The organism is Neorhizobium sp. 2083, assembly GCF_031455615.1.
In the GTDB taxonomy this organism is placed as follows: Bacteria; Pseudomonadota; Alphaproteobacteria; order Rhizobiales; family Rhizobiaceae; genus Neorhizobium.
Genome location: NZ_JAVDTC010000001.1, coordinates 335904 through 359570, shown reverse-complemented (window position 1 = coordinate 359570; position 23667 = coordinate 335904). Strand labels below are relative to the sequence as shown.

Sequence of the window (23667 nt, the reverse complement as noted above, 5' to 3'; positions counted from 1 at the left end):
GGAACCTTCCTGCCGGTTGACCACATGAACTTTTCAAAGTGCCGCAACGCAGTCGAGCGAGGCGGGATGATAGCAGGGGGCCGCGGTGCCCAGATGCACCCGCAGATCGTTGCGCGCCGGAGCGGACGCGAGCGCGCTGAAGACGAAGGCAAAAATGGTCATGATCAGCGTTACGATTGTCAGGCGGCGTGCAAGGACGGTCATGGTTCTCTCCCCAAAGCCAATGACGGCAGAATAAAGGCGAGTGCCTGAATGCGTGCTGAGGGTCGGGTTCATCACCCGTTCAGGGTGATTAACGCCGGCGGGAGAGGGAGGATCGCAGCGGCGTCTGCGAAATGGCACGCCCGGGCTGCGATCGATGAAGGACGAACCAGCCGTCGAAAAAGCCGGCCCGATAGGGCCGGCTTCTCATGGATCTGTTGGTGAAGAGATCATCCCGCGAATTGGCGCGACCGCGCGGGACGCGGTATCTTGAAGCAACTGCTAGTTATGCGGACGCATCGTTCCGTCGTAATAGTCGCCTTCGTCCTGCGCGCCATCAAGATCGGCGTTGCCGCTCGCACCGCGGGTGCTTGGATAAATGCTGCCGGTCGGCATCGTGTCAACGGCCGGGCCGCGATCATAGCCGCGATCCTGCTGGATGGTCGGCGGGGACTGCGGCAGGCCATCCGGATCCGGATAAACGGCATTCTGTGCCATGGCGGCACCGGCGAAACCTGCCGAAACGATAAGAGCGGCAATACCGGAAGTCAGATAGGTCTTCATTTTCCTGTCCTTTCCAATGTTCTCTTGGGCGCGGAGCGATCTAGCCTCGCTCCGTCGAAGGTACAAATCCCCCGCAGGACGGATCGTTCCAGCAAAAATGAAAGGACAGTGCCGCAACTCCGGTTTCGGGGTCGAGAAACGGCGGGATTCGTGAAGAAAGGGGGCGCCACCTGGGGTGGAAAATAACGAATCTCACGGGGAAGAGCGTCATCGTGATTGATTCGTGGAAAAGCTTCACTTAATCTTGAACTCGATGGCTGGTTTCAGAGTCTGGCCATCACGCACCGGAAAGACGATTGCGACCCGTCTTTCCAATCGGTGTCTTGAATGAACTGCGAATACCAGCCGCGCAAGCGGCTGGTATTTCATTTTTCCCACCATGTTTTCAGTCTGTCCGATCCCGCACGGGGCTCACGCCTCTGTGCGACTATCGATCGCGAGCGAACTCAAGAATTAGTTCGGGCGGTTTGCGCCGCTGTAATAGTCGCCGCTGTTCAGATCGGAAGCGCGGTTGTCGCGGCCACCGCCATTGTTGAACGGAAGCTGGCCGTCCTGGCGATCGATGCGGATGCTGCCGGTATTCGTGCGGTCGATGGAAGTGGCGGCAGGGCTCGTCTTCTGGACGCCCTGATAATAGTCGCCTTCGGCAAGTGCTGCGCCGGCGAACGAAACCGAAGCGATAAGCGCTGCGGCGATTGCGGAAGTAATCCTGGTCATTGTCTTATTCCTTTCAGAGTTCCCGCGGCGTCATGGTTTGCGACCTGGCCTGCGGGCGATATTCGGTTATCTTCGATTGAGGTTAGTTCGGACGAACTGCACCTTCGTAGTAGTCGCCGCGGTTCAGGGTGACAGTGCCGTCGTAGGAGTGGCTGGAACCCTGGGCGTTGGAGACCGAGCCCGTGTAGCCGTAGCTGACGCCCGGATGGCGGACCTTCGGAGCAGCAGCCTGATGGCTGGAGGCAACCGGCTGGCTGGGAGCAGGTTCGACGGCGCCTTCGTAATAGGTGCCGCCGCTTGCAAGAGCGGCCGTGGCGAAGGAGGCGGAAGCGATCAGCGTAGCAGCGATCGTCGAAGTGATCTTGGACATTGTCCTATTCCTTTCAGAGTGATCCGCGGTTTCAAAGTTTGCGACCTGGCCGGCGGATGTGGGTTGTCTTGGATGAGTTGCGGAGCAGCTCGGGCGAACTTCGATTAGTTCGGGCGAACTGCGCCTTCGTAGTAGTCGCCGCGGTTCAGGGTAACCGTGCCGTCGAACGACTGGTTCGAGGAAGTGGAAGCCTTGGCGCGGGCGATCGAACCGGTATAGCCGAAGCTGTCTACGCGGGCGCCATGGACGGCCTGTGCCTGCTCGGTGGGCTGTACGCCTTCGTAGTAGTCGCCTTCTTCGGCAAGAGCGACGGAGGCGAAGGAAGCCGAAGCGATAAGGGCTGCGGCGATAGCGGAAGTGATCCTGGTCATTGTGGTAATCCTTTCAGAGTGTTCCGCGGCTTCAAAGTTTGCGACCTGGCCTGCGGAAATTGTTTCGGTGTTTTGATGAACTGCGGTTAGTTCGGGCGGTTTGCGCCGTCGTAGTAGTCGCCACGGCCGAGCGCAGCCGGAACCTGGCTGGCGTCCTGGTTCTTGGCGATGCTGCCGGTCTGAACATGATCGACGGTAGCAGAAGCCTTGGAAGCGCCTTCGTAATAGTCGCCTTCAGCAAGAGCGACGGAAGCGAAGGAAGCCGAAGCGATGAGGGCAGCGGCGATAGCGGAAGTGATCTTGGTCATTGTGGTAGTCCCTTCAGAGTTGTCCGCGGCGCTTAGTTTGCGACCTGGCCTGCGGATCGTTGTTTCGGTGTGTTGAATGAGCTGCGGTTAGTTCGGACGAACTGCACCTTCGTAGTAATCGCCGCGGTTCAGGGTAACCGTGCCGTCGAAGGAGTGGTTCGAACCCTGGGCGTTGGAGATCGAGCCCGTGTAGCCGTAGCTGGCCGAGCCCTGGGCCTTCTGATGCGTTGCCGGAACCTGCTGGCCAGCCGATGGCGGGGTGGCGCCTTCGTAATAGTTGCCTTCAGCAAGAGCGGCGGTGGCGAAAGAAGCCGAAGCGATGAGAGCTGCGGCGATAGCGGAAGTGATCCTGGTCATTGTGGTAGTTCCTTCAGAGTGTTCCGCGGCTTTAAGTTTGCGACCTGGCCTGCGGAGATTGTTTCGGTGTCTTGAATGAGCTGCGTTTAGTTCGGACGAACTGCACCTTCGTAGTAGTCGCCACGGCCGATCTCAGCCGGGACCTGGTGCTGTTGATCTTGAGCAATGCTGCCGGTCTGAACATGGTCGACAGTTGCGGAAGCCTTGGAAGCGCCTTCGTAATAGTCGCCTTCAGCAAGAGCGACGGAAGCGAAGGAAGCCGAAGCGATGAGGGCAGCGGCGATTGCGGAAGTGATCTTGGTCATTGTCTTTATCCTCGGGTTATGATCGGTTCGGTCTTGGGTTCGAACCGAAGTGAATTTGTGTTTGCGATGTTCATATCGGACCGATCGGTTCGATCCGAAAGCCCCCCATTTCGACGACTACTGTCAACGAAACGTTGACGACCAAAATCGCGGCTCCGAAATACACGCAAAAAGTGCTGAGCATGCTAATTTTTTTGAAAATGCCATAAATAAACCGATTAAGTTACGGTTTTGTAAGATATAAATCTAATGAAAACAAATGCTTATGCGGAGTGTACAGAATTTGCACCATCCGCGTGTGGATTTTGGCGGATCGTGGCTTTTTTATGGCTTTTTTACGGCAAAAATCAGGTGCAAGGGGTATGCAAGCTTTTCACAAAACTGTGACATGAAGAATTCCGCGAAATTTCGCGGTCAAACTCGATGCCGTTTCCGTGATCAAATTGCCTTTTCTTGGTGCGACGCAGCAAAAAAATCAGGCGGCCCTTGATGCTCCGCAACGAAAAATGGCCGTGCCGTTGCCGGCGCGACCATTTCTGCGCTTCTTAAATATGGGGTATCCGACGAATCGACCTAGAGGCGCGTCCAGGTCTGCGACTTGCAAAGGATGGCCAGCACGCAGCCCTTCATCTTGAGCGAGTTGCCACTGACCGAACCGGAGCCGCTATAGGTCTTGTCGTCTGCCGGATCGGTGATCTCGCCGCTATATTCGCCGTCCTTGCCGGAGAGCTTGCCGATCTGCTTGCCGGAATGTTTTCCGGTCTTCAACGTCACGCAGTAGGCGGTACCGCATTTGCCGATCGCGGCGGTTTCGCCGCTGGCGGTCTTCCAATTGCCTTCGATGGGTTCGGCGGCATGGGCTCCGGCTGCTGTAAGCGTCAGCGCGGCAGCCAATATCAGTCTGCGCATCATGATTTTTCCTCCTTCGCTTCCGCCGCCACGCCTTCTGAAGCGCTGGCGGCGCGGTTTCCTCCAATTCGCACCCCTCTGCGCGAACTCATTCGAAATTTATCTTACCCACACGTAAAGGTAAATATCGGATCGCCGCGAAAGGGGCGGGAATTTCGGCGGCGGGAAAAGCCGCGTTTTCCACAGGTCCATCGATGCGACCCGGATTCGTGGTTAGCAGTCGGTTTAAATCGTTTTCTGAATTTTCCGTAAAAATCTCTGCAAATTCCTTAAAATGCAAGGCATCCCATGTTTAACAAAAACTCAAGTTTACCAAGCGTTTGAACTTTGTTTTCGTTGAATTAATCATGCTTTTTAGGCGTCTTTTGGAAGGTTTGGCCCATAGTGAAGTCATCAAACGAGCGGGAAAAACCGCCGGCCGGAAGGATCGAAACAGCCGCTTGAAGACGGTGATCCGGACGGAGCCCGAAAGGGCAAAAACAGGGCAGACGACGAACAACAGGCTTTAACAGGGATCAAACCGATGGCACGCTTTGAAATGAACAATTCCGGAATGGCCACCATGGGTGGCGAAACCCGCGCCGACACTTTCTGCGAAATGGGTCTGATGTATGCGACCGGCCGTGGTTGCGACATCGATCTCGTTTCCGCTCACAAATGGCTCAACATCGCTGCGATCAAGGGCTCCGACCGCGCCGCCGAACTGCGCGCCGACCTTGCCCAGACGATGAGCAAGATGCAGCTGGCCGCAGCACTGCGCGCCGCTCGCGAATGGATGACCATGCACTGAGCTCTCGAACGAGCGCCGTGGTCGATGAATTGACCGGTCCCGCAAGAGGGCCGGCAGGAGAACAATCCAAAAGACATCACCCAAGGGGATCGGGAGACCGGGCGGTCGGATCTGGACGGGGGCCGACGCCTGACATTGAGACCGCGACCGGCAGGAACAAGGCCGGCGCGGTCATTTTCTTTAGGGCTTCAGAGAGCCTTCAGCACCTTGGGCAGCGCTTCTTCGAGGAGCGCCATGTCCGATTCCGGCCCCGTGCTCACGCGGATGCAGCGGTTGAGCGGCGCCACGCCCGGCATGCGGATGAAAACCCCATGCTCCATCAGCCCATCGACGATCGAACGCGCATGGGCGCCGTCGCGGCCGCAATCGATCGCCACGAAATTGGTGGCGGAGGCCAGCGGCTTCAGCCCGTTGGCTGTCGCGATCGCGGCGATCCGTTCCCGCGAGGCCTTTATCTGCCCGATCACCTGGCCGAGATAGGCCTGGTCTTTCAGCGCCGCGAGCGCTGCGGCGACGCCGATCCGGTTCATGCCGAAATGGTTGCGGATCTTGTCGAAGGCCTCGGCCGTACCGGGCGTCGAGATCGCATAACCCACCCGCGAGCCCGCCATGCCGTAGGCCTTCGAGAAGGTGCGGGTGCGGATGATGTTCGGCCGGTCGATCAGGGCGGCGATATCGGGCGTCGCGCCGGCCGGTCCGGTTTCGCAATAGGCTTCGTCGAGAATCATCAGGCAGGTTTCCGGCAGCGCCTTGGCAAAGGTGACGATGCTGTCGGCATCCCACCAGCTTCCCATCGGATTGTCGGGATTGGCGAAATAGACGAGCGGCGCGTTTTCCCGGCGGACGGCTTCCAGCAGCCCGTCGAGGTTTTCGCGGTCGTCGACGTAAGGCACCGTCACCAGCCGGCCGCCATGGCCCGCCACATGAAAGTTGAAGGTCGGATAGGCGCCGAACGAGGTGACGACCGGCATGCCCGGCTCGATCACCATCCGGACGATCATCCCGAGCAGGCTGTCTATGCCTTCGCCGATTGCAATATTTTCGGCCTGACAGCCCAGATGCGCGGCGAGCGCCTGCTTGAGCTCGAAATTTTCCGGATCCGCATATTTCCACGTGCCTGCTGCCGCAGCACCGATTGCCTCGATGACGGAGGGCGCCGGGCCGAAGCCGTTTTCATTGGCGCCGATGCGGGCTTTCACCCGCAGGCCGCGATTGCGCTCGATAGCCTCGGGGCCGACAAAGGGGACGCTGGCGGGAAGGGCGCTGATCAGCGGCGTGAAGCGCGAGAATACAGGCATGGATTTTATTCCGGTTCTCTAAAACCGGCACACAATAGGATCGATTCACCGGTACGCAAGCCTGCTTGAGGCCGATTGCGCCCTGTCGCCGCTAAATCTTTTCTCCTGCCCTTTGAAAAGCGCATCGAGCCTTTCGATCACCTGGCGCACTTCGGGCCGATGCCGGTCGTCGTCGTTGGCGACGATCCACATCGTGTGGGTGAGTTCCGGGATGATCCCGCCCTCACGGGCCAGGCCCGGGAACTCATCGCCGATGAAGCAGGGCAGCACGCCACGCCCGTTGCCGGCCGCGATCAGCCTCGGCAGGATCTCCGGCGAATTGGTCCAGGTGCGGATTTGCGCCTCGTGATGCTGGAACACCCATTTTTCGGCCGGCAAATGGGAGCTCTCGGTGCCGACCGAAACCCAGGGCATGGCCCCGTCTTCGGCAAGATCAATTGCCCTATATATAGAGTGTGCGACAGCGACCGACCGGCGGGCCGCCACATTGCCGGATTCCGGCCTGCGGGAGACGATCCCGACATCCGCCTCGCGGTAGGTGAAATCCACGCCCTTTTGCAGCGACTTGCAGCAGAGCCGGAACCGGTCGTCCCTGCTCCTGATCTCGGACGTATGCTCGCCGACGAAACCGGCAAGCCAGGCATCGGCGCCGATCGAAACGATCGGCATGGCGAAGGCCTGCGTCTTCCAGTCGGCGATGCCGTCGGCGGTCTTCTGCATGGCGCGGACATGCTCGAGCAGCGTCTCGCCGTCCGGTGCCAGCCGGTAACCTTGCTGGCTGCGCACGAAAAGGGTCCGGCCGGTCGTCCGTTCGAGCGCCAGCATCCGCCGGCCGATCGTCGGCGCGCTGAGTTTGGTGCGGGCGGCCGCAGCGCTCAGGCGGCCTTCGCTCGCCACATGCAGAAAGAGTTTCAGATCGTCCCAGGCCGCATCCGTCATCTCGTGCACCTTATGGATCCACCGGTGATCTATCCATCGTTCATGGATGAAAAGCGGCTTTCGCCGGCGCATCTACAAGCCTGCGCGGCAAACCTCTAGCTCCATGGCATCGCATCATAGATGGAGTGACCGCCATGTTTCTCAACCGGGTGAACCTTCGGCAGCCGATGAACGGGCAGGAGCGCTGCGGGAGCGGGCGGCGGGATCCGATGGCCGATCCCCTTGCCGATCCTCTGGAGGGCGCCGAATGGCGCGGGCTACTGTGGATCGTGCCGCTTCTGTCGTGGCTGGCGGGCGGTCGTGACCGGTGGCGGGCGAGGAAGGCCCGCCGGCGGCGACGCGATCTGCCGGTCAGTGGCTGGTCTCGAAGCTCAGCCGGATCACGTGATGCAGGAATTCCGCATCGATCAGCATGTTGAAACCGACCGTGACCCTTTCCTCCTCGCGGCGGATCAGCGTGCAGCCGATATCGTCATGGATGCCGAGGATCTCGAGGAAGAAATTGTTGGGCACCGGCAGGTTCGGGCTGACCTCGAGTTCCGCGCCGTAGAGCGAAATGCTGCGGATCAGGCAGCGGAAACTCGTCTTGGTGCTGAGGTGATGTCCGACGAAGATGATCTTGCCGGGATGATCGATCGGAAACTTCTCGAAAGCCTGGTCGCGCGAGCCGTTTGTTCTTGGGTCCTGGTCCATGTTCAAGGGCATGACACCCTCCTGTTTCGCTCCTGGATGTGACTATATTCCTCCTCCGCTGACACATTCTGAAACGGAAAGGTAAAATGCGACGGAAAGGCGGAATATCGCCGAAAAATCCGGTATTTGATTGCTGGCGAGGCGCCTTTTCCTTTCCGTATGGAACAGCTGCGAACTCAAAGCGTGTAATCGGGGATGTCGCGTTGTTGACGGACCCGTGTCGCGGGGATACCCCTTTCGATCGGATCAATGGTGCTATCCCAATGGAAACCATGATCGGTCAAGGGGAGTGAAACGTGACGGGCAGGTTGGTTATCATCGGCGGCGGACAGGCGGGTTTTGCGCTCGCTGCCAAACTGCGGGCCCTGAAGGATGCGCGGCCGATTACGATCATCGGTTCGGAGGATGTGATCCCCTACCAGCGCCCGCCGCTCTCCAAGAAATATCTGCTCGGCGAGATGGACTTCGAGCGGCTGACCTTCCGGCCCGAAAGCTGGTTTGCCGAACATGAGGTCGAGCTTCTCCTCTCCACCTATGTCGAGGAGATCGACCGCAAGGCAAAGACCGTCCGCATGCAGGACGGGGCGGTCCTCGAATACGGCACCCTGGCGCTCGCCACCGGCTCGACGCCGCGCACGCTGCCGGCAAGCGTCGGCGGCGATCTCGACGGCGTCTTCACCGTGCGCGACAAGCGTGATGCAGACCTGCTCGCCGGCGAGATGAAACCGGGCCGCCGGCTGCTTATCATCGGCGGCGGTTATATCGGCCTAGAGGCGGCCGCCGTCGCCCGCCATCTCGGTCTCGAAGTGACGCTGATCGAAATGGCGGATCGAATCCTTCAGCGCGTTGCCGCAAAGGAAACCGCCGACGTGATGCGCGCCATCCACGACAGCCATGGCGTGGTCATCCGCGAAAAGACCGGCCTGCATAAATTGGTCGGCGAGAACGGCCGGGTGCGCGCCGCCGAACTTTCCGATGGCAGCACGATCGAGGTCGATTTCGTCATCGTCGGCATCGGCGTCAAACCGAACGACGAACTCGCGCAGCAATGCGGCCTCGAAGTCGGCAATGGCGTCATCGTCGATGAATTCGCCCGCACCTCCGACCCCTCGATCTTCGCCATGGGCGATTGCGCCATGCTGCCCTGGAGGGGCAACCGCATCCGTCTCGAATCGGTACAGAACGCTGTCGACCAGGCGGAGGCTGCCGCCGCAGTACTTGCCGGCGGCACTGCGCCCTATGACGCAAAGCCCTGGTTCTGGTCCGACCAGTACGACGTGAAGCTGCAGATCGCCGGCTTCAACCTTGGTTACGACGAGACCCTGACGCGCAAGGGCGCCCGTGAGGGCAGCCTCTCGATCTGGTATTTTCGCGAGGGACGCTTCATTGCCGTCGATGCGATCAATGACGCCAAGGCCTATGTGAGCGGCAAGAAGCTGCTCGATAGCGGCATCGAGCCTGACCGCACCATCCTTGCCGATCCCGCCGCCGACCTGAAACAGCTGCTCTCCTGAAGGAAAACGCCCATGCCGGCTCCTAAGAATCACTTCAAGGCGGCGCTGAAGGCCCGCCAGCCGCAGATCGGCCTCTGGCTGAACATGGGCGAGGCGCTGACCGCCGAGATCGCCGGCAATACCGGTTTCGACTGGCTGGTGATCGACGGCGAGCACGGACCGAACGATCTGCGCAGCATTCTGGCGCAGTTGCAGGCGCTGTCCACCTCGCCTTCGGAAGTGGTCGTCCGGCCGCCGATCGGCGAGACCTGGGTCATCAAGCAGCTGCTCGATATCGGCGCCCGCACGCTGCTGGTGCCGATGGTCGATTCGGCCGAGCAGGCGAAGGAACTGGTTCGCGCCGTGCGTTACCCCCCGCGCGGCGTGCGCGGAGTCGGGGCGGCCGTCGCCCGTGCATCCGCCTTCAACGCCATCCCCGACTATGCCGAGACCGCCGCCGACGAGATCTGCCTGATCGTCCAGGCCGAAACCATGGCCTCGATTCGCGACCTGGAGAACATTGCGGCCGTGGATGGCATCGACGGCGTCTTCATCGGCCCGGCCGACCTTTCCGCCGACATGGGCTATCTCGGGCGCATGGAGGCCCCGGAGGTTCAGGAGGTGATCGACAAGGCGATCGGCACGATCCTGAAGTCGGGCAAGGCGGCCGGCATCCTTACCTTCAGCGAATCCTTGAACCGCCATTATCTCGATCTCGGCGCGAGCTTTGTCGCCGTCGGTGCCGACGTCACCGAGTTTTCCGGTGCGCTCAGGTCTCTGGCCGGCCGCTACGGCCGCGGCACGGGCGTCGGCAAGCCGCGTTCGGGATATTGAGAATCAGGCAGGTGGCAGAAATGGAATCACGTGTTGCGATTCGTGTGTCTTTGACGGTGGAATCGCATGACATTTCCATAAAAGACCTTGCCATCGATATCGTTTCCCAATAATCAGGCCCGACCGGAGAGGTGGCCGAGTGGTCGAAGGCGCTCCCCTGCTAAGGGAGTATACGTCAAAAGCGTATCGAGGGTTCGAATCCCTTCCTCTCCGCCACTTCAGGCCCGGAACGGCCGCCAATCCTGCCCTACGATCTCCCATATACGGCCTTGCAGGTGCCAAGGATTCGCCGGCGAATCCCGGGCGGTGCCATGAGTCCTTCAGACCTGTCGTCGCGGCGCTAAGTGACTGCGGGATAAGCTCTTTCTTAACAAAGCGTAAAATACAACCTAATGCGGCCCCTCGCTTTGTGTCCTTTCGGCAACAGACTTCTGGGAAGCGGGTACCGGAATGGCGTCCGGTTGAAGTTCCAGATTGCATGGTCACTCTCGTCTTGTATTTTCAAATCCAGAAGCGAGGCGGTGGATCGTCCTTCTTCTGGCAATCGACGGGGATGGGGCAGGGAACGCTGTCCTTCAGCAAAAAGAACCCAGACCCATACGAAACTTTGACTGGAGGTCAAAAATGAACATCAAGAGCCTTCTTCTCGGCTCCGCTGCTGCCCTCGCAGCAGTCTCCGGCGCTCAGGCAGCTGACGCCATCGTAGCTGCTGAACCGGAGCCCATGGAATACGTTCGCGTTTGCGACGCTTTCGGCACCGGCTACTTCTACATCCCGGGCACCGAAACCTGCCTCAAGATCGGCGGTTACGTTCGTTTCCAGGTTGACTTCGGCGAAAACGTAAATGCTGGCAACGGTTACGACTGGGATTCTTTCAGCCGCGTTCAGCTCGATGTGACTGCAAAGTCTGACACCGAACTCGGCACGCTGACCTCGGTTGCTTCGGTTCGTTTTGAAGCCAACCAGGACAACGGCTACGCCTCGAACGGCACTGTTGGCGGTCGGGACGTTACTGGTGCTTACATCAACGAAGCCTACATCCAGCTCGGCGGCCTCAAGATGGGTCGTTACCTGACCTGGTGGGACAAGGGCATCAACGGCGAGTCCGACTGGAACTCTGCTGGCCAGACCCGCATGCAGGCAGTCAGCTACACCTATACCGGTTCCGCTTTCAGCGCCGGTATCCAGGTTGACGAACTGTCGCGTGCTCGCGGCCTCGGTGGCCAGAACGTCGGTATCGAAGGTATCGTAACTGCCAAGTTCGGCTCGGTTGCTTTCGACCTTCTCGGTTCCTACGACTTCAGCGCTGAGAACGGCGCGATCCGCGCTCTCGTGTCGGCTCCGGTCGGCCCCGGCACTTTCCAGGCTCTCGCAGTTTGGTCGAGCGGTCTGGGTGATGCGAACTTCGACAACGCATACTACAGCCGTGGCGAATGGGCACTTGCTGCTTCGTACGCCTTCAAGGTCAGCGACAAGCTGACGATCACCCCCGGTGGTACCTATGTCTGGAACTCGGAAGTTGACGCCGGCGGCGACTTCACTGGTGACGACTCCTGGCGCGCTGGCGTGACGGTCGACTACACGATCGTTCCGGGCTTTGTTGCTAAGGTAACTGCAAACTACAACGACTCCACCAGCAACGCTGGTGTGAACAACAAGTTCTGGGACGGCTTCGTCCGCCTCGACCGTACGTTCTAATAATAATGGAACTCCCCCGGTTCACCGGGGGAGTTCTCTATAAATCGTTGGCCTTAAGAGGCCTCCGTGTTGGGGAGTTAATACCGGGGGATTGGGCTGCTTATGCGGCCTTTACGTGTTTGATCCATTTTTTGATCGGGCATGAATTAGCATTCAGAGAAATTGACTGGAGGTCAAAACAATGAACATCAAGAGCCTTCTTCTCGGTTCTGCAGCGGCTCTCGCGGCAGTTTCCGGCGCTCAGGCCGCCGACGCCATCGTCGCTGCTGAGCCGGAGCCAATGGAATACGTCCGCGTTTGCGACGCGTTCGGCACTGGTTACTTCTACATCCCCGGCACCGAAACCTGCCTCAAGGTCGGTGGTTACGTTCGTTTCGAAGTCGGCTTCGGTCAGGACACTAACGCCTTGAATGGCGGTGACTGGGATTCCTACAGCCGCGCTCAGCTCGACTTCACGGCCAAGAGCGACACGGAACTCGGCACGCTGACGTCGGTTGCTTCGGTTCGTTTTGAAGCTAACCAGGATATCGGCTATGGCTCGAACGCTACTGTCGGCAGCGGCGATGTCAATGGCGCCTACATCAACGAGGCCTACATCCAGCTCGGCGGTTTCCGCGTCGGCCGTTGGCTGAACTGGTGGGATGCTAACGATCTTCCGGGCGAACTCGACAACCTCGGTTCGAACCGCCTGCAGTCGATCTCCTACACCTATACCGGTTCTGCTTTCACGGCCGGCATCCAGGTCGATGAACTGTCGCGCGCTCGTGGCGTCGGCGGCCAGAATGTTGGTATCGAAGCTGTTGTCCAGGCTGCTATCGGCCCGGCAAAGCTCGAACTGCTCGGTTCTTATGACTTCAGCGCCGAAGAGGGCGCAATCCGTGCGATCGGCTCCGTTGCCGTTGGTCCGGGTACGTTCTACCTTGCTGGTGTCTGGTCTTCGGGTGAAAACGCCTACTACGGCGTGCTCGACACCGGCGCTGGTGAAGCAAGCGTCGCTGTTGCCTATTCCTTCAAGGCGACCGACAAGCTCGAAATCATTCCGGAAGCCCAGTACATCTGGAACACGGAACTTACCGCTGACAACGAGTTCACCGGTGCCGACCTCTGGGGCGCTGGCGTAACCGTCAACTACCAGATCGTCGAAGGCTTCGCAGCCAAGGTTGCAGTCGACTACGTCAAGGTCGAAGACGGCGACGACGACGTTCGTGGTATTGTCCGCTTCCAGCGCGACTTCTAATCCGACCTGATCGGATCAAGTTCAGAAGCCCGGCCTTGTGCCGGGCTTTTTGCTTTGGGACGATGTCGGTTGCGGTGGCATGGCGGTTCGAACTGAAGCTGGCCTTCGCAGAAGTCGAGAGCAGCAATCAGTGCTCAGTCAAATATCGGGAAGGAGGGCACGCGATGCGGATACTTACATCGGCAGCGAACACTCAGTCGCCCTATTGCCCAAGCAGAATAAGAGAAGGCCGGATCCGCTCAATCCGCAGCGGCACCTACCGCCGTCCGAACCGCAAATCCGTCTCGATATCCGCCTTCTGTCCAAGCCTCACCTTGTAGACTTGATAATTCTCCATCACCCGCTGCACGTAATTGCGGGTTTCGGGGAAGGGGATGCGCTCGATCCAGTCGACGACTTCGTCGAGGGATTTGCCGCGCGGGTCGCCGTAGCGGGTGATCCATTCGGGCACGCGTTTCGGGCCGGCATTGTAGGCGATGAAGGTGAGGATGTAGGAGCCGCCGAACGTGTCGATCTGCTCGCCGAGATAATGCGCGCCGAGCGTGGCGTTGTAGCCCGCATCCGTTGTCAGCTTTGCTGCCGCGTAGGTGAGACCGTGGCGCTTGGCGACGCCCTGTGCCGTGCCCGGCAGGATCTGCAACAGGCCGCGGGCGTTGGCGGGTGAAACGGCGCCCGGGTTGAAGGCGCTTTCCTGGCGGGCGATCGCATAGGCGAGCGCCTTGCCGGAGCCGGCGATGTCGGCGCCTGCCGGGATGACGCCGATCGGGAAGGCAAGCGCGGCCACATCGATGCCGCGGCCGAAGGCGGTCTTGCCGATCTGCAGCGACAGGGCGTGGTTGTCTTCCGATTCCGCCCTTGCCGCGAGGATCGCGAGTTCCCCGGGGCTGGTCATTTCCTCCGCCAGCGCGCGATAGAGTGCGGCGGCGCGTTTGCCGTGGCCGGCATCTTCCAGTCGCGCGATCGCCCGCACCGCTTCGCGGCTTTCGAAATTCTGCCGGTCGGCCCCGCTCGGGTTCGGATAGGCAACGTCCAGCGTCTTGAGGTCCAGGCGCGCGGCGGCAAGCTGGCCGTAAAACGTGCTCGAGAAATGCGCCGCCTTGGCGAAGAAATCCTTGGCGCTGCCCGGTCCGCCGTCCTCGGCGGCGCGGCCGAGCCAGTAGAGGGCGCGCGATGCTGAAAGCGGCTTGTTCGAGGTCTCGAGGATCTTGCGGAAATGTTTTTCGGCGGTCGCCGGCTCGTGCAGGGCCTGCAGCGCATACCAGCCGGCATGGAATTCCGCATCGACGATATCGGTGGAGGAGGCGGCGACATAATCGGCCGCGGTTCGGTAGGCGAGCTTGAACTCGCCCTGGTCGGCAAGGCCGCGCGCCACGATCCGCCGCTCGTTCCACCATTCCGTGGTGTTGACCAGTTTCGCCGCCTCGCGCGGCGCCTTTTCCAGCAGCTCGGCCGCGTCCCGGTATTTGTCCTGCCGGCGCAGATATTCGACGCGCGCGAAGAGATAACCCGCATCGTCCTTCAGCGAGCCATCGACACCGGCAAGCAGCGCCTCGGCATTCCTGGCATTGCTGATCACGGCGCTCCAGGCCTTATAGAGCGATTGCGCCTTGCCGAGATCGCCGAAGCGCTTGGCCTGCGCCGCACGTCCCTTGTACATCAGGAAATCCATCCGTGCCTTGTGGTCGGCGGCGGAAAGCAGGCCTGAGAATTCGGCGAGGATCTTGTCTTCTGTCGGCTTGTCGAGCAGCTCGGTGATCCAGATCTGCCGCAGCGGACGGATGGCCTCGGCCGGTCTTGCCGAGGCGACGAGTGCGCGGGCGAGGATGAGCGTGCCCTCGGTGGTTTCCGGCCGGGTCGCGCCGAAGGTGGCAAGCACCGTCGTGGCCGGCGGGTTTTCACGGTAGAGCGCCCGCTCGGAATTGGCGCGCAGGCCCCTGAGGCCCGGCCAGCCCTTGAGCTCCGTCTGGGCCGCGGCGATCTCGCCGGACGGCACGCCCGGTGCGCCGGATGTGGCGATCGCCCAGGTGAGGATATGCCGGTCGAGCGAGCCTTCGGCGAGACCGTTGCGGACGGCAAGGGCGGCGGCGATGTCGTTGTCGGCAAGCGCGTCGAGCCCGGCCTTCAGCTCGGGTGCGACCACCAGCGGCCCGGTCCTCGGGATCGTGCCGGTCACGTCCGGTGCCGGCATACCGGCGGGCATGGTGATCGCGACCGGATTTTCGGGCTTCACATAGGGAAGGGGAGCCATGCTTTCGGGAAGCGACGCGGCAAATGCATGCATGCTCGCAGCGCCGAGCCCCAGTGCTGCGAGGATCAGAACAGGCCTGTACATCCGGTAACTCGCGAAAATAGATCGTCCCCTTATTAGCCGCCGGGCAGATTAACGAAAGCTTACCACGTTTATGAAAATGCGCGGTTTCTTATATGAGATTCCATATGAAATCCCTGGCACTTGCGCTTGTCGTCGCTTTCCCGCCGCTTTATGGTGCGCGACCTGAAGGCTTTCGGGAAAAGATCGGCTGCGCCGCGGCCCGTCCAAACGTCCTGGGCCTCTCATAATCGCGGATTGCGGCAGCAGAATGAACGCTGCCGATTGGGAGTTTTGCATGTTCAAGGGATCGATGCCCGCCCTCGTCACACCGTTCACCACCGATGGTGCGGTCGATGAGCAGGCTTTCGCCGCACACGTGGATTGGCAGATCGGCGAAGGCAGCAGCGGCCTGGTGCCGGTCGGCACCACCGGTGAATCGCCGACGCTGAGCCATGACGAGCACAAGCGCGTCGTGGAACTGTGTATCGAAGTGGCCAAAAAGCGGGTTCCCGTCATTGCCGGCGCCGGCTCCAACAATACGCGGGAAGCCGTCGAACTCGCCATGCATGCGGAAAAGGCCGGCGCCGATGCCGTCCTGGTGGTCACGCCCTATTACAACAAGCCGACCCAGAAGGGCCTGATCGCGCATTTCTCGGCGATCGCGCAGGCGACGAAGCTGCCGATCATCATCTACAACATCCCGCCGCGTTCGGTCATCGACATGTCGCCTGAAACGATGGGCGCGCTCGTCAAGGCGCACCGGAACATTGTCGGCGTCAAGGATGCGACCGGCAAGATCGAGCGCGTCTCGGAACAGCGCATCACCTGCGGCAAGGATTTCATCCAGCTCTCGGGCGAAGATGCGACGGCGCTCGGCTTCAACGCCCATGGCGGCGTCGGCTGCATTTCGGTAACGGCCAATGTCGCGCCGCGCCTCTGTGCGGAATTCCAGGCGGCGACGCTTGCCGGCGATTATGCCAAGGCGCTCGAATATCAGGACCGCCTGATGCCGCTGCACAAGGCGATCTTCATGGAACCCGGCCTCTGTGGCGCCAAATATGGCCTAAGCCGGATCCGCGGCATGAACCGCACGGTCCGCTCGCCGCTGGTTTCGACGCTGGAACCGGCAACGGAAGCGGCGATCGACGCGGCGCTGCGCCATGCGGGGCTGCTGAACTGAGAGCGCTCCGCGCCCACCGCTTCACTTTCGGCTCCTGCCGCATTACATAGATAAAGAACCCCGCTCATTGCCCATGGGCGGGGATTTGCTTTCAGAAGAAGAAGGGCGGAACGGAAGTCAGTCCCATGGCCCCCAAAGGCAGCCAGCGCACGGTCAACAAGGTTGTGGCGGAAAACCGCAAGGCCCGCTTCAACTACGAGATCATCGATACCTATGAGGCCGGCCTCGTGTTGACGGGGACCGAAGTCAAGTCGTTGCGCGACGGCAAGGCGAATATCGCCGAATCCTATGCATCCGATGAGGGTGAGGAAATCTGGCTGATCAATTCGCACCTGCCGGAATATCTGCAGGCCAACCGCTTCAATCACGAACCGCGCCGCCGCCGCAAGCTGCTGCTGTCGAAGCGCGAGATCAACCGCCTGCGCGCCGGCATCAACCGCGAAGGCATGACGCTGGTGCCGCTGAAGATCTACTTCAACGAAAAGGGCCGCGCCAAGCTCGAACTCGCGCTTGCCAAGGGCAAGAAGCTGCACGACAAGCGCGAGACGGAGAAGGAACGCGACTGGAACCGCCAGAAGTCGCGGCTCTTGAAGTCGAACTGATCCCCGCCTGATCCAACCGCCGCCGCCGGATCGGCGGCCATTCGCCACGCCGCGCCGGTGAACTTCCTGAACTCCCGTTCGTTAAGGGAGACACCAGGGAGTTTTCGTGCGCAAGACAAGCTATCCGGACATCATCATCGATGCGATCGAGCGGCGGCGGATCATCGAGCTCCGCTACAAGGACACAAGGCGCAGGGTACGGCCGCATATTCTGGGCTATGTCGGGGAGGGGGAACTGGCACTCAGCGCCTGGCAGATGACCGGCACCGGTGTCGGTTGGCGGCTCTTCCACGTCGATGGCATCAGCGAGCTCGCGCCGACCGAGGACGGTTTCCGTAGTCCCTCGCGCGGCTATAATCGCAACGATCCGCTCTTTTCGCGCATCATCGACCGCCTGTGAAATCCCCGCCCCAGGAACAAAATCCGCATCAGTCCGTTGCGTCAAATCTTGAGAGCGCGAGCGGGCAGCGGGACAATGACGCGAAAGAAAATCTTCACTTACGGCACGCTGGTGATCGGCTTCGGTGCCGCCGCCTATCTGCTCTATCACACCTTCCGCGAATACTCGGTCTCCGATATTGTCGAATCGGTCCGCGCCATCCCGACCTTCAACCTTCTGATGGCGCTCCTCTTCGCTTTCGGCTCCTATGTCTGCCTGTCGGGCTTCGACTGGGCCGGGGTGCGTTATGTGAAGAACGATCTCGCCTATCCGAAGATCGGTCTTGCCTCGTTCATTGCCTTGTCGATCGGCCAGAGCGTCGGGCTTTCGGGCCTGAGCAGCGGCGCCTTGCGTTATCGCTATTACGCCCATTGGGGCATGAGCACCGAGGATGTGGCGAAGATCGTGCTGCTGTCGGGCGTCACCGTCGGCATCGGCATGGCCGTATTGTCGGGCATCGTTATGGTCATCAATCCGAAAGATGCTGCCGCCGTTCTCGGCCTGGGCGAAGGCATGATCGTCGGGATTGGCGTTGCCTGCCTTGCCGCAACAGCCGGGTACCTGGCGCTCGCCGCCTTCATGCGCACGCCGCTGAAAATCCGCGCCTGGACGTTCGAAATGCCGACGCTGAAGATCGCGATCGCCCAGGTGGTGATCGGCACGATCAATTTCGCGCTGGTCTCCGCCTGCCTGCGTGAAGTCATGGCAGCCACGGCGGATGTCAGTTACCTCAAGGCGGCAACGGCCTTCGTGCTCGCCAACCTCGCGATATTGATCACCCATGCGCCGGGCGGCCTTGGCGTGCTGGAAGCGACGGTGCGGCATGTCATGGGCGACCAGGCTTCGATCGGCTCGCTGGTCGCCTTCCGGGTGATCTATTTCTTCATCCCGTTCTTCATCGGCCTGCCGCTGGCCTTGATCGTCGAAGCGATTTTTCGGGCCGGGAAGGCGAGGAGGCAGTCGCAGTCGGGGCTTGAGCTTACGGCGCCGGCTTCGACGTGATTTTGTACGAGTGTGGTGGGCAGGGCAGGGGGTATCGCGGGGCACAACGCCTCCAACGCCCCACAGCCCGGACCGGTCAACCTGTCTTCCTCGCCGTCATCCGCCGCTCATGTTCCAGCAGCCAGCGTTTGCGCCACAGCCCTCCGCCATACCCGGTCAGGCTGCCGTCGGCGCCGATCAGGCGGTGGCAGGGGATGACGATGGCGATCTGGTTGGCGCCGTTGGCGCCTGCCACCGCGCGGGTGGAGGAGGGGAGGTTGAGCCCGGCGGCGACCGCCCCATAGGTGGTGGACACCCCGGCCGGGATCGCCCGCAGCGCTTGCCATACCTGCCGCTGGAAGGGCGATCCATGCCCCGCAAGCCGAGTCTTGAAGCCAAGGTCCTCGCCGGCGAAATAGGCCTTCAGCTCCGCCTCGATCTGATCGATCGGCGGATGCCGGCCCATGACGATGCCGCTGCCGGTGAATGTCTGCAGCTTCCTGATCTCGGCCGGCAGCGCCTTGCGTTCGGCGAATTCGAGGAGATGCAGGGAATGCTGGTCGGCGATCGCCATCATCGGGCCGATCGGGGTTTCGATCCAGTCGGCCCTGAGCAGGGTCTTGTCCCGCAGGTTGGCGGGTGCTGCGCCGAACAGCTTCGTCACCGCGCTGCGAAAACCGCTGCCGGATTCGTAACCGGCATCGAGCTGCGCATCGAGAACGCTCGCGCCTTCCTTCAGCGTTTCGGCCGCCTTGCCCATCCGCCGCAATCTGGCAATTTCGAGAAAACTCATGCCGAACTGCCGTTTGAAGGCGCGCCGTGCGGTGGAAGGGTCGATGCCGAACGAAACGACATCCTCCTCGCTCCAGCGGCGGAAGGGTTCGGCGTCGAGCGCCGTCAGCAGGCGCGTCACCATCGGGTCGGTCTCGCCGAGCTTCAGCATCGGCCGGCAGCGGCTGCAGGGCCGGAAACCGGCCTCCAGGCATTCGGCGACGGTTTCGAAGAAACTGGTATTTTCGCGCTTCGGCTTGCGGGCCGGGCAGGTGAGGCGGCAGAAAATGCCGGTCGTCTTCACTGCCGCCCAGGCAAAGCCTTCATAGGAGGCGTCGCGGGCGACCAGGGCGTCATAAAGAGCGTCGTCGGAAGGGCGTTCGAAAAGCATGGATCTTTTCTAGCCCAGAACGAAAAAAGGCGCCGCCGAAAAACGGGCGCCTATTCTTCTTTTGATATAGCGGCTATCGCCCCGATCAGGGATCGGTAGCGTCCGCCGGTTCCGCCGGACGGACCGGGCGCTCGGAGGGGTCGCGACCGACTTCGGCCTTCAGCGAAACGAGATCGATGAAGTGATCGGCCTGGCGGCGCAGGTCGTCGGCGATCATCGGCGGCTGGGTCGCCATGGTCGAAACCACGGAAACCTTGCGGCCCTTTCGCTGCAGCGCTTCGACGAGGGTGGTGAAATCGCCGTCGCCGGAAAACAGCACGAGATGATCGACGGTTTCCGACTGTTCCATGGCATCGATCGCAAGCTCGATGTCCATGTTGCCCTTGATCTTGCGGCGGCCCATGGAGTCGGTGAACTCCTTGGCGGGCTTGGTGACGACCTTGTACCCGTTGTAGTCGAGCCAGTCGATCAGCGGACGGATCGAAGAATATTCCTGATCTTCGATCAGCGCCGTATAGTAATAGGCGCGAAGAAGATAGCCGCGCTTCTGAAAGGCCTTCAGCAATTTCCGGTAATCGATGTCGAAACCGAGGCTTTTCGAAGCAGCGTAAAGATTTGCGCCGTCTATGAAGAGAGCAATCTTCTCCCTTGGGTCAAACATATGGTCTCCATCCCCTTTTCTTATCAACCTGCTTTGCAGGTGGAGACCTGGTCAATATAGGCTGAACCAAATCTCCGGAATAATCCACTACATTACGAACTATTCATATAACTGTCATTTATGGCACGATTCTCAATAATCCAAGCAGCTTGGGGTTGAATTTCGCCGGCGCCCCCAGAAGACTCGGCGCGACCTGTCAAAAGTCAATTATCAGGAAAAACTTGAATTTGCCGCACAATGGCTGTATCGGGCGTATCAATTCCGAAAATCACTGATCAAAGGACAGGCAATGGCTCGTGTCACAGTAGAAGATTGCATTGACAAAGTCGACAACCGGTTCGAACTGGTCCTGCTTGCGAGCCATCGCGCTCGCCAGATTTCGCAGGGCGCTTCGATCACCATCGACCGCGACAATGACAAGAATCCTGTGGTCGCCCTTCGCGAAATCGCCGACGAGACGCTTTCGCCGGACGACCTCAAGGAAGACCTCATCCATTCGCTGCAGAAGCATGTCGAAGTCGACGAGCCCGAGCCCGATCCGGCTTCGCTGATCGCCGCCGGCGGCGTAACCGTCGCGTCGGATCGCGACGAGGAAGACGACGCTCCGGAAACCGTTACCTTCGACCAGATGTCGGAAGAGGAGCTGCTTGCCGGTATCGAAGGTCTGGTACCGCCGGAAAAGAGCGACGATTACTAAGCGAAACATTCGCTCAGCAAGTTTTCGTTCATTCTCTCGCCCTAATCTGCTTGAATGTTTTATGATGGCTGCGCCAATCTTCACGGTTGGCGCGCCATTTTCTTTTCGTCCAGCGCCCATTCGCAGGCACTGAAGCGGTATCGAGGACATTTTTCAGGATGATGCGGCAATACGAGCTCGTGGAGCGGGTTCAGAAATACAAGCCCGAAGCCAACGAAGCTCTGCTCAACAAGGCCTATGTCTATGCCATGCAGAAGCATGGCCAGCAGAAGCGCGCCAGCGGCGACCCCTATATTTCCCACCCGCTCGAAGTCGCCGCCATCCTCACCGACATGCATCTCGACGAGTCGACCATCGCGGTCGCCCTGCTGCACGACACGATCGAGGACACGACGGCCACCCGCGCCGAGATCGACGAACTGTTCGGCGAGGATATCGGGCGGCTCGTCGAGGGGCTGACCAAGCTGAAGCGCCTCGACCTCGTCTCCAAGAAGGCCAAGCAGGCGGAAAACCTGCGCAAGCTGCTGCTCGCCATTTCCGACGACGTGCGCGTCCTCCTCGTCAAGCTCGCCGACCGCCTGCACAACATGCGCACGCTGGAGCACATGAAGGCCGAGCAGAAGGCGCGCATTTCCGAAGAGACCATGGATATCTATGCGCCGCTTGCCGGCCGCATGGGCATGCAGGACATGCGCGACGAGCTGGAGGAACTGTCCTTCCGCTACATGAACCCGGAAGCCCATGACACGGTCACCCAGAGGCTTGCCGATCTCGAAGCCCGCAACGAAGGCCTGATCAAGAAGATCGAGGATGAGCTGCGCGAACTCCTGATCGCCAACGGCATGACCGCGCCCTTCGTCAAGGGACGCCAGAAAAAGCCCTATTCGGTGTTCCGCAAGATGCAGTCGAAGTCGCTCTCCTTCGAGCAGCTCTCGGATGTTTACGGTTTCCGCATCATCGTCGGCGACATTCCGTCGTGTTATCGGGCGCTCGGCATCGTCCACACCCGCTGGCGCGTCGTGCCCGGCCGGTTCAAGGACTACATCTCGAACCCGAAGCAGAACGACTACCGCTCCATCCACACGACGATCGTCGGCCCGTCCCGCCAGCGCATCGAGCTGCAGATCCGCACCCAGCTGATGCAGGAAATCGCCGAATACGGGATCGCCGCGCACGCGCTCTACAAGGATGGCAGGGGCGGGGAGCTGCTGCCGAAGGAATCCAACGCCTATTCCTGGCTGCGCCACACGATCGAATCGCTTGCCGAAGGCGACAACCCCGAAGAGTTCCTAGAGCATACCAAGCTCGAACTGTTCCAGGACCAGGTCTTCTGCTTCACGCCGAAGGGCAAGCTGATCGCGCTGCCGCGCGGAGCGACCCCGATTGATTTCGCTTATGCCGTCCACACCAATATCGGCAACACCACGGTCGGCGCCAAGATCAACGGCCGCATCATGCCGTTGGTGACGAGGCTCAACAACGGCGACGAAGTGGAGATCATCCGCTCCGGCGTGCAGGTGCCGCCGGCCGCCTGGGAAGAGATCGTCGTCACCGGCAAGGCGCGCTCGGCAATCCGCCGCGCCACCCGCATGGCGATCCGCAAGCAATATGCGGGCCTCGGCCACCGCATTCTGGAACGCACCTTCGAGCGCGCCGGCAAGGTTTTTGCCCGCGATACGCTGAAGCCCGCGCTGCATCGTCTCGCCCACAAGGATGTCGAGGATGCGATCGCCGCCGTCGGGCGCGGCGAACTCTCGTCGCTGGACGTGCTGCGTGCCGTCTTCCCCGATTTCAAGGACGAGCGCGTCACCGTGAAGCCGGCTGCCGACGACGGCTGGTTCAACATGCGCAGCGCTTCCGGCATGATCTTCAAGCTGCCGAACCAGCGGCGCGTCTCGCCGGAGGAGCTGGAGGCAGGTCCCGATCCGCTGCCGATCCGCGGCCTTTCCGGCAATCTGCAGGTGCGGTTTGCGCCGAGCGGCGCCGTCCCCGGCGACCGCATCGTCGGCATCATGGAAAAGGACACGGGCATCACCATCTACCCGATCCAGGCGTCCGCTCTGCAGCGCTTCGACGACCAGCCCGAACGCTGGATCGACGTGCGCTGGGATCTCGACGAAGCCAACAAGTCGCGCTTCCTCGCCCGCATCGAGGTCAACACGCTGAACGAACCCGGCACGCTCGCGACCGTCACCCAGACGATCGCGCATCTCGACATCAACATCCGCACGCTCACCATGGGCAGCAACCGCGCCGCCGATTTTTCCGAGATCACCATGGAAGTCGAGGTCTGGGATCTGAGGCAGCTGAACCAGCTGCTGAGCCAGATGAAGGATCTGGACTGCGTGGCCAATGTGAAGCGGGTGTATGACTGAGGGCCGGGCAGAGCGGATTTGCCCCTCACCCTAACCCTATCCCCGTAAACGGGGCGAGGGGACGTGCCACACGTGTTGTCGGAGAGGGACGTAGACGGCGCGGCATATGTCCTTCTCCCCGTCAAAACGGGGAGAAGGTGCCCGGCAGGGCGGATGAGGGGCGTTCCGATATGCA

General features: G+C 60.8%; 26 protein-coding genes and 1 tRNA gene. 12 read left to right on the top strand and 15 right to left on the bottom strand.

The window, feature by feature from the left end; genetic code table 11:
* Nucleotides 1-33: 33 nt before the first annotated feature.
* The 9 genes from J2X76_RS01815 to J2X76_RS01775 form a co-directional block, all read right to left on the bottom strand.
* Nucleotides 34-204 carry a hypothetical protein gene (locus tag J2X76_RS01815; RefSeq protein ID WP_162732364.1) on the bottom strand — a complete coding sequence of 57 codons (171 nt, stop codon included), beginning with the start codon at nt 202-204 and terminating at the stop codon, nt 34-36.
* A 279-nt stretch (nt 205-483) separates the two neighbouring features.
* A complete protein-coding gene (locus J2X76_RS01810; protein ID WP_113129896.1) occupies nt 484-765 on the bottom strand; it encodes a hypothetical protein in 282 nt (93 codons plus the stop codon).
* Between the two features lie 453 nt (nt 766-1218).
* The gene (locus J2X76_RS01805) at nt 1219-1482 is read right to left on the bottom strand and encodes a hypothetical protein (RefSeq protein ID WP_113129897.1); all 264 of its coding nucleotides are present in this window, start codon (nt 1480-1482) and stop codon (nt 1219-1221) included.
* An 82-nt stretch (nt 1483-1564) separates the two neighbouring features.
* A complete protein-coding gene (locus J2X76_RS01800; RefSeq protein WP_113129898.1) occupies nt 1565-1852 on the bottom strand; it encodes a hypothetical protein in 288 nt (95 codons plus the stop codon).
* A 104-nt stretch (nt 1853-1956) separates the two neighbouring features.
* Nucleotides 1957-2223 carry a hypothetical protein gene (locus tag J2X76_RS01795; RefSeq protein WP_310212431.1) on the bottom strand — a complete coding sequence of 89 codons (267 nt, stop codon included), beginning with the start codon at nt 2221-2223 and terminating at the stop codon, nt 1957-1959.
* Between the two features lie 86 nt (nt 2224-2309).
* Nucleotides 2310-2531 (bottom strand): hypothetical protein, encoded by a 222-nt coding sequence (locus J2X76_RS01790; protein ID WP_113129900.1) that lies wholly within the window; start codon nt 2529-2531, stop codon nt 2310-2312.
* An 87-nt stretch (nt 2532-2618) separates the two neighbouring features.
* Nucleotides 2619-2888: a hypothetical protein gene (locus J2X76_RS01785; protein WP_113129901.1), complete on the bottom strand. Its 270-nt coding sequence runs from the start codon at nt 2886-2888 to the stop codon at nt 2619-2621.
* Between the two features lie 86 nt (nt 2889-2974).
* Nucleotides 2975-3193 (bottom strand): hypothetical protein, encoded by a 219-nt coding sequence (locus J2X76_RS01780; RefSeq protein WP_113129902.1) that lies wholly within the window; start codon nt 3191-3193, stop codon nt 2975-2977.
* Between the two features lie 573 nt (nt 3194-3766).
* Complete coding sequence (locus J2X76_RS01775; RefSeq protein WP_113129903.1) at nt 3767-4105, bottom strand: DUF2147 domain-containing protein; 339 nt, start codon at nt 4103-4105, stop codon at nt 3767-3769.
* A 520-nt stretch (nt 4106-4625) separates the two neighbouring features.
* Here J2X76_RS01775 and J2X76_RS01770 point away from each other — a divergent pair.
* Complete coding sequence (locus tag J2X76_RS01770) at nt 4626-4892, top strand: tetratricopeptide repeat protein (protein WP_113129904.1); 267 nt, start codon at nt 4626-4628, stop codon at nt 4890-4892.
* Between the two features lie 188 nt (nt 4893-5080).
* Here the strand turns inward: J2X76_RS01770 and J2X76_RS01765 are convergent, their stop codons facing one another.
* From J2X76_RS01765 to J2X76_RS01755, 3 genes are all read right to left on the bottom strand, one after another.
* Entirely contained in the window at nt 5081-6190 is a 1110-nt protein-coding gene (locus J2X76_RS01765; RefSeq protein WP_113129905.1) for a pyridoxal phosphate-dependent aminotransferase, read from the bottom strand.
* Nucleotides 6191-6235: 45 nt separating this feature from the next.
* A complete protein-coding gene (locus tag J2X76_RS01760) occupies nt 6236-7129 on the bottom strand; it encodes a LysR family transcriptional regulator (protein WP_310214670.1) in 894 nt (297 codons plus the stop codon).
* Between the two features lie 351 nt (nt 7130-7480).
* Nucleotides 7481-7834, bottom strand: coding sequence for a hypothetical protein (locus J2X76_RS01755; protein ID WP_310212419.1), 354 nt, complete (start codon nt 7832-7834; stop codon nt 7481-7483).
* A 284-nt stretch (nt 7835-8118) separates the two neighbouring features.
* Between J2X76_RS01755 and J2X76_RS01750 the strand changes: the two genes are divergently transcribed.
* The 5 genes from J2X76_RS01750 (at nt 8119) to J2X76_RS01730 (ending at nt 13084) form a co-directional block, all read left to right on the top strand.
* Complete coding sequence (locus J2X76_RS01750) at nt 8119-9336, top strand: FAD/NAD(P)-binding oxidoreductase (protein ID WP_310212416.1); 1218 nt, start codon at nt 8119-8121, stop codon at nt 9334-9336.
* A gap of 12 nt (nt 9337-9348) precedes the next feature.
* Nucleotides 9349-10149, top strand: a complete 801-nt coding sequence (locus J2X76_RS01745) for an HpcH/HpaI aldolase/citrate lyase family protein (protein WP_310212414.1) — start codon at nt 9349-9351, stop codon at nt 10147-10149.
* 125 nt (nt 10150-10274) lie between these two features.
* A tRNA-Ser gene (locus tag J2X76_RS01740) sits at nt 10275-10365 on the top strand.
* Nucleotides 10366-10773: 408 nt separating this feature from the next.
* The gene (locus tag J2X76_RS01735) at nt 10774-11847 is read left to right on the top strand and encodes a porin (protein ID WP_113284182.1); all 1074 of its coding nucleotides are present in this window, start codon (nt 10774-10776) and stop codon (nt 11845-11847) included.
* Between the two features lie 181 nt (nt 11848-12028).
* Entirely contained in the window at nt 12029-13084 is a 1056-nt protein-coding gene (locus J2X76_RS01730) for a porin (RefSeq protein WP_113284181.1), read from the top strand.
* A 256-nt stretch (nt 13085-13340) separates the two neighbouring features.
* Here J2X76_RS01730 and J2X76_RS01725 read toward each other — a convergent pair whose 3' ends face one another.
* Nucleotides 13341-15416: a lytic transglycosylase domain-containing protein gene (locus J2X76_RS01725; protein ID WP_310212410.1), complete on the bottom strand. Its 2076-nt coding sequence runs from the start codon at nt 15414-15416 to the stop codon at nt 13341-13343.
* A 274-nt stretch (nt 15417-15690) separates the two neighbouring features.
* Here J2X76_RS01725 and dapA point away from each other — a divergent pair, with 274 nt between their 5' ends.
* From dapA to J2X76_RS01705, 4 genes are all read left to right on the top strand, one after another.
* Nucleotides 15691-16575: a 4-hydroxy-tetrahydrodipicolinate synthase gene (dapA, locus tag J2X76_RS01720; protein WP_310212407.1), complete on the top strand. Its 885-nt coding sequence runs from the start codon at nt 15691-15693 to the stop codon at nt 16573-16575.
* A gap of 125 nt (nt 16576-16700) precedes the next feature.
* Nucleotides 16701-17177, top strand: a complete 477-nt coding sequence (gene smpB / locus J2X76_RS01715) for an SsrA-binding protein SmpB (protein WP_113129913.1) — start codon at nt 16701-16703, stop codon at nt 17175-17177.
* Between the two features lie 106 nt (nt 17178-17283).
* Nucleotides 17284-17577 carry a WYL domain-containing protein gene (locus J2X76_RS01710; protein ID WP_310212403.1) on the top strand — a complete coding sequence of 98 codons (294 nt, stop codon included), beginning with the start codon at nt 17284-17286 and terminating at the stop codon, nt 17575-17577.
* A gap of 75 nt (nt 17578-17652) precedes the next feature.
* Complete coding sequence (locus J2X76_RS01705) at nt 17653-18618, top strand: YbhN family protein (protein ID WP_310212400.1); 966 nt, start codon at nt 17653-17655, stop codon at nt 18616-18618.
* A 76-nt stretch (nt 18619-18694) separates the two neighbouring features.
* Here the strand turns inward: J2X76_RS01705 and J2X76_RS01700 are convergent, their stop codons facing one another.
* Nucleotides 18695-19759 carry a trifunctional transcriptional activator/DNA repair protein Ada/methylated-DNA--[protein]-cysteine S-methyltransferase gene (locus J2X76_RS01700; protein ID WP_310212397.1) on the bottom strand — a complete coding sequence of 355 codons (1065 nt, stop codon included), beginning with the start codon at nt 19757-19759 and terminating at the stop codon, nt 18695-18697.
* A gap of 85 nt (nt 19760-19844) precedes the next feature.
* The gene (locus J2X76_RS01695; protein WP_113129917.1) at nt 19845-20420 is read right to left on the bottom strand and encodes an NYN domain-containing protein; all 576 of its coding nucleotides are present in this window, start codon (nt 20418-20420) and stop codon (nt 19845-19847) included.
* Nucleotides 20421-20709: 289 nt separating this feature from the next.
* Between J2X76_RS01695 and rpoZ the strand changes: the two genes are divergently transcribed.
* Both rpoZ and J2X76_RS01685 read left to right on the top strand, forming a co-directional pair.
* Nucleotides 20710-21117, top strand: coding sequence for a DNA-directed RNA polymerase subunit omega (gene rpoZ / locus J2X76_RS01690; protein WP_113129918.1), 408 nt, complete (start codon nt 20710-20712; stop codon nt 21115-21117).
* Nucleotides 21118-21275: 158 nt separating this feature from the next.
* On the top strand, nt 21276-23492 hold the full coding sequence (locus tag J2X76_RS01685) for a bifunctional (p)ppGpp synthetase/guanosine-3',5'-bis(diphosphate) 3'-pyrophosphohydrolase (protein ID WP_113129919.1): 2217 nt from the start codon (nt 21276-21278) through the stop codon (nt 23490-23492).
* Nucleotides 23493-23667 lie beyond the last annotated feature (175 nt).